General features: G+C 41.2%; 3 protein-coding genes. 1 reads left to right on the plus strand and 2 read right to left on the minus strand.

The genetic code is table 11. The annotated features are described in order from the left end of the window. The first annotated feature begins 180 nt into the window (after nt 1-180). The gene (locus FC093_RS22645; protein ID WP_137264099.1) at nt 181-3,468 is read left to right on the plus strand and encodes a VCBS repeat-containing protein; all 3,288 of its coding nucleotides are present in this window, start codon (nt 181-183) and stop codon (nt 3,466-3,468) included. 365 nt (nt 3,469-3,833) lie between these two features. Here FC093_RS22645 and FC093_RS22650 read toward each other — a convergent pair whose 3' ends face one another. After that, nucleotides 3,834-5,255 carry a SusD/RagB family nutrient-binding outer membrane lipoprotein gene (locus FC093_RS22650; RefSeq protein ID WP_137264100.1) on the minus strand — a complete coding sequence of 474 codons (1,422 nt, stop codon included), beginning with the start codon at nt 5,253-5,255 and terminating at the stop codon, nt 3,834-3,836. 16 nt (nt 5,256-5,271) lie between these two features. After that, nucleotides 5,272-5,895, minus strand: a complete 624-nt coding sequence (locus tag FC093_RS22655) for a hypothetical protein (protein WP_137264101.1) — start codon at nt 5,893-5,895, stop codon at nt 5,272-5,274. Nucleotides 5,896-6,000: the final 105 nt, after the last annotated feature.

Here is a 6,000-nt window from a genome sequence, read left to right on the forward strand (position 1 = left end):
TTAAATCAATATACTGTTGAATGTTTTTATCTAAGTGCAGGTGCTCTTTACAAGACAGTTCAAAGCAAGATAACACTAGCACGTGAAGGCGCGTGCCATAGCAGCAGGCATGTAGTTCACTGTACTTTTTGCATTTTATATAATGCTACATCCTTTACTTTTATCTTTTAAACCATTATTATGCATATTTCGAAGCTGTGGGTCTATGCTTTGCTGCTACTTTTATTTTCCTGCCATGAAAAAGATACTTTATTTGTGGCCTTACCTGCTTCGCAAACGCACATTGATTTTGTCAATAATTTAGAAAAACACAAAGCATTTGGGTTGTTATATTACCTCTATTATTACAACGGGGGCGGTGTAGCTACCGGCGATATAAACGGCGATGGGCTGCCGGATATTTATTTTACTGCGAATAAAAAAAGCAGTAATAAATTATACATTAATAAAGGCAATTTCCAGTTTGAAGATGTTACAGCAAAAGCAGGTGTAGCAGGCACTTCGGACTGGTGTACCGGCGCTACGATGGCGGATGTAAACGGCGATGGGAAGCTGGATATTTATGTTTCAGCCCTGGGGCAAACACGCTGGGTGCAGGGGCGCAACGAGTTGTTCATCAATAATGGTAATGGCACATTTACCGAAAGTGCTAAGCAATTTGGACTTGATTTTTCCGGCTATACTACGCAGTCTGCTTTTTTTGATTATGACCATGATGGCGATCTGGATTGTTTTATTCTAACCCAATCTTTAGACCCGGTTGGCAATATTGTAGATACTTCTTACCGCCGCAAATTTGATGCGTATGCGGGTGATTATTTATTAAGAAACGACATCAGTACTACCGGAAAATTTACTGATGTTTCTGCATCGGCCGGCATTATACAAAGCAGCTTAAGCTATGGTCTTGGTATTTCGGTTGCCGACATGAACAATGATGGTTGGGAAGATATTTACATTGGCAACGACTTTCATGAAAACGATTATTATTATGTCAACAATGGTAATGGTACGTTTACCGAAAGCGGCGCGAAGCATTTTAATCATTACTCGCGCTTTAGCATGGGCAACGATATTGCCGATTACAACAATGACGGCCAACCCGATGTAGTAACCGTTGATATGCTGCCGGATGATGAAAAGGTTTTAAAGACCTACGGCAGCGACGAAAACCCTGACATTTACCAGTTTAAAATTGTGAATAACGGCTATCAGTATCAATACTCCAAAAATTGTTTGCAACGCAACAATGGCGATGGCAGCAGCTTTAGCGAGGTGGGTTTGCTGGCTGGCATATCGGCTACAGACTGGAGCTGGTGCCCGCTGCTTGCCGATTTTGATAATGATGGCAACAAAGACTTGTTTATTTCAAGCGGTATAGTGAAGCGCCCCGTGGATCTGGATTATGTAAAATTTATTTCCAATTTGTACATCAAGCAGGCATTAGACAAAACAGATAAGCTGGATGACACGGCTATGAACCGGATGCCCGATGGTGCTTCGCATCCTTTTTTGTTTAAAGGTAATGGCATTGATTCATTCAAAGAGGTAAGCGAAGATTGGGGAACGGGTGATATGAGTGGTTATTTCAATGGTGCAGCTTATGCCGATCTGGATAATGATGGTAACCTCGATTTAATCATTAATCAAATTGGCAAACCGGCAGTTATTTTAAAAAATAACGCACCCAAAAGGAACGAATTAACCATTGCTTTTAAAGGTGAAGGCATGAATACATTTGGGGTTGGCTGCAAAGCATATTTATTTGCAAATGGCAGGCTGCAATATCAGCAACTAATGCTTACGCGCGGCTTTCAATCATCGTGCGAGCCGAGGCTGCATTTTGGTTTAGATACTTTGAAAAATGTAGATAGTTTACTTATTGTTTGGCCTAACCAACGATATCAGTTATTGAAAAATATTCCTGCAAACAAGCCACTAATCGTGGATGAGAAAAATGCAGCGGACACCTTTCAATATGCTACTTTTTTCCCATCCAAACCTGCGCTGTTTGTTGTGGATAGCATGAACATACAATGGCAGCATAAAGAGAATAACTTTTGGGATTATAATGTACAATATCTCATTCCACATTCTGAAAGTACGCGCGGGCCAAAGCTGGCGGTTGGTGATATAAACGGCGATGGGTTGGATGATTTTTATGCCTGCGGTGCTGCTGGCCAGCCGGGCGCTCTGATGGTGCAGCAAAAAGGTGGTTTTTTTGTGGCAATTGATACGGCTGTATTCAGCAAAGATGCCGGTTGTGAGGATGTGGACGCGCTGTTTTTTGATGCTAATGGCGATGGTAAACAAGACCTGTATGTAGTAAGCGGCGGCAATGAATTTACCGGCAATAATCCTTTATTATTAGACAGATTATACATTAATGATGGTAATGGTCATTTTACAAAATCAACCGATGCATTGCCGCCGGTTTTTGCAAATAAATCGTGCGTTGCTGCTGCTGACATAGATCACGATGGCGACATGGATATTTTTGCAGGCAACCTTGCGGATGCTATCAACTATGGCTTACCACAAACTTCGTTCTTATACCTCAACGATGGCAAGGGGCACTTTTCATTGGCGGATGGCAATAAAATAGCATTATCACAAATTGGTATGGTAACCGCTGCTGCTTTTACAGACGTGAATAAAGATAGTTGGCAAGATTTGGTAGTTGCTGGTGAGTGGATGCCCATTACTGTTTTTATAAATAAAGGAGGAATATTTGAAAAACAAGCTATTCCCAACTCTACCGGCTGGTGGCAAACCTTATATATTGATGATGTAAACAGGGATGGGCAAGCTGATATTTTAGCCGGCAACTGGGGCTGGAATAATAAGTTTTGGAGTGGTAAAGATGGTCCGGTAAAATTGTATGTAGGCGATTATGATTTAAGTGGTCGTGTAAGTCAGTTAATGTCTTATACATTGCATGGCAAAGAATATCCTTTTCTTGCAAAAGATGAAGTGGAAAGACCTTTGCCAAAGCTAAGAAAACATTATCTTTTATATACCGAGTATGCAGGTGTGCCTATGAAAGAGGTATTTTATGGATGGATTGATACAGTAAAGCCAATTATTGCTGAGCGATTGGGCTCTGCAGTTTGTTTGGGCAATGGAAAAGGTAGTTTTACTATACAGAATTTACCTGCACAATTGCAGGCCGCGCCGGTATTTGCTTTTCAAAAAATAGCCTCTTCCGACAGTGAAAATAACTATTTATTAGGTGGCAATTTTTTTGATGTAATTCCTTATGAAGGCAGGTACGATGCGCAGCCTTTAGATTTTTTTTCTGTTGATAGTAAGAATAGAATAGCTGATCATCCGCAACAAAATCTACTAAATCTTAAAGGGCAGATAAGAGACATCAAATCGCTGCGAACGGCTAAAGGTAATGTGTTAGTGGTGGCGCAAAACAATGGACCGTTATTGTTTTATAAATATAACCTTATACATAAGTAGATAGTGTAGAGCAAAAGTTTGATGATATGTTATATATGCATTCAACACTTTTTAGAAAATTGATTGCATTTTTAAACGTAACGCAAACTTCGTCATTGCGAGCGCAGCGAAGCAATCTGTGGATAGTAGTACAATCAGATAAGCCATTGGTATTGAACATTTATTTTGAAGTTCTAAATAAGCCATCTATATTAATATACAGCACAGCACAGATTGCTTCGCTGCGCTCGCAATGACGTTTTTCTGGCAATTCACGCTTAATCTATTATATCTATTAGGGTTGCCCAAATTATTTCAAAAGCTACATAAAAAAGCTGCTCACAAAATGAGCAGCTTTTTTATTCAACAAACATCTATAAACTTTTTTAATTCTTATCCCAAAACAATTTGGTAGTTACATCATCGCCGCCAATGGCTTGCGCTGCCTGGTCGTAGTTAGCAGTATTGATATTCTGCTCATCTACCGGGTAAGTAAATCGTACAGGGAAATCGCTCACGGCATTTAAAGGCTCCTGCAACTCCGGATAGTCCAGCCTTCTGATTGCCGTCCATGCCTCAAAGCCGCGATTATATAAGGCAATGTACAATTGCGTTCCGATTTTTTGGCGCCAGTCGCCGGGTGCGGTAGCATAGTTAACATCAGGCTGGGCAATGTAATTGCTGGCTTCCGTTGCAGTGCCGCCCCATTCCTCTATGCTGGCAGTAATGGCCTTGTTGTAATGTTCTTCCGCCGTTCCCCCAACATTCATGCCGCGTGCAGCAGCTTCAGCCAATGCAAATTCTACTTCGGAATAGGTGAGCAGCGGGGCAGGTGCATCGGGCGCAATCACTTTATCGGTAAAGTGGGAGAAGGCGCCGTAGCTATTACCTTTTCCGGGTATGCCTCCGCTATAATTACTGTTGGGATCTTTTGTAAAATATAACGGGCGGCGTGGGTCGTTCAGGCTGTTCAGTAAATCAATAAACGTATTAGCCGCAACAAAGTCTGTACGCTGCGATTGCACAATATCGGCCCAAACAGGATTGGTATTGGGCGAAGCAGCATAGTAATAAAACATTGCATTATCGCTGCCGGAAGTAAACACATTGGATGCTGCTGCTTCTACTATTGACTTTGCTTTTTCGGGATCAACATCAGCTATTAAAATGCCCATCTTCAGTTTTAAAGAATTGGCATATTTCAACCACAAATTCACATCGCCATTATACACAATATCCGCATCACCAAAGCTCTCGGCATTAGGGTCCAATGCAGCAATATCTGCATCCAGCCGGCTCAGCAAATCCATATATACCGTTTGCGCATCATCAAAGTTTGGAAAGTAAATACTGTCTTTTAATGCCTGTGAATACGGAATGTTGCCAAATGTATTGACCAATATATAATAGGCATGTACCTGTAGTATATCGCATATCGCAATTTCATTTTTTTGCTGTCCTGCATCAGTAACGTCGGTTGGAATTACCGTTTTTGCTTCTTCTGCATCCTTCAGCACATCGCGATAGAGTGAGGTCCAGGTATTGTCGGGTATGGTGCGGGTATAAATATTATAGTTGCTTTCATCGGTATAGGTGGTTTGTGTCCATTGCTGTGTAATTAACCTGAACACATTTGTATTTACATCCGACGTAATAATATAGTCTGCAAAGTTCCGCTCCGCATTGGTGAACAGTGCATAGGAAGGTACCACTGTAGGTCGCTTAACATCTACGTTAAGCCCCGATAGATCTTTGTTGCAACTGGCAAAAACAGTGGCTGCAAATGCTATGATGAATAACTTTTTCATTAGTAATATTTTAAAATTAAAACCTGAGTTTTAGATTCACACCCATTGTTCTGGTGGTAGGATAAGCACCGCCCTGTATGCCTTGCGCATTGCCTGAACTGGTAGTTTCTTCAGGATCGGAATAGGGAAGATTTTTGTGAATAATCCACAGGTTTCTTCCGATCAGCGAAATATCAATTCCTTTAAATGGAGATTTAGAACCAAGTATGCTCTTTGGCAGCGAATAAGTAAGCGCCAGTTCGCGCAGCTTTACATAACTGGCATCGTAAACAAAGGCAGCAGAGGGTTTGTAGAAGTAACCATAAGCACCAAAGAAATCGCTGATGTCTATGCGCTTGGTATTTTGTTTTCCATCTTCTGTTACCCCTGGGTTTATAATGCCACCACCCTGATCTATTGGAGCACGTACCGGCTTGCCCTGGTCGTTTAAGCCGGCAGTTTCGGGATACAACCCGGTAGCTAAACCATAGTACATATCCAACGACCATACATCACCACCCTGGCGAACATCTATCAAAAAGCTTAGGGATAGGTCTTTGTACCGGAAGGTGTTGGTAATGCCGCCAATCCAATCCGGATTTACGTTACCAATAATTTCGTTAGCCTTGTCGGAAAATAAATAATACCATTTATAGATCATAAATAGTCTGATAAGCAGATAAATAAGAGTCGTATCCTGTAATTGATTTTATGGAATCAGGCGTAATGATATTTTTAATAACGGAACTAAGATGAGCTGATAATT

It is taken from the genome of Ilyomonas limi, from assembly GCF_005233845.1.
Lineage (GTDB): Bacteria > Bacteroidota > Bacteroidia > Chitinophagales > Chitinophagaceae > Ilyomonas > Ilyomonas limi.

Excerpts from the sequence above, each read along its gene's own strand:
- FC093_RS22645 (WP_137264099.1), top strand. The coding sequence starts at position 181 with ATGCATATTTCGAAGCTGTGGGTCTATGCTTTGCTGCTACTTTTATTT.
- FC093_RS22650 (WP_137264100.1), bottom strand. The coding sequence starts at position 5,255 with ATGAAAAAGTTATTCATCATAGCATTTGCAGCCACTGTTTTTGCCAGT.
- FC093_RS22655 (WP_137264101.1), bottom strand. The coding sequence starts at position 5,895 with ATGATCTATAAATGGTATTATTTATTTTCCGACAAGGCTAACGAAATT.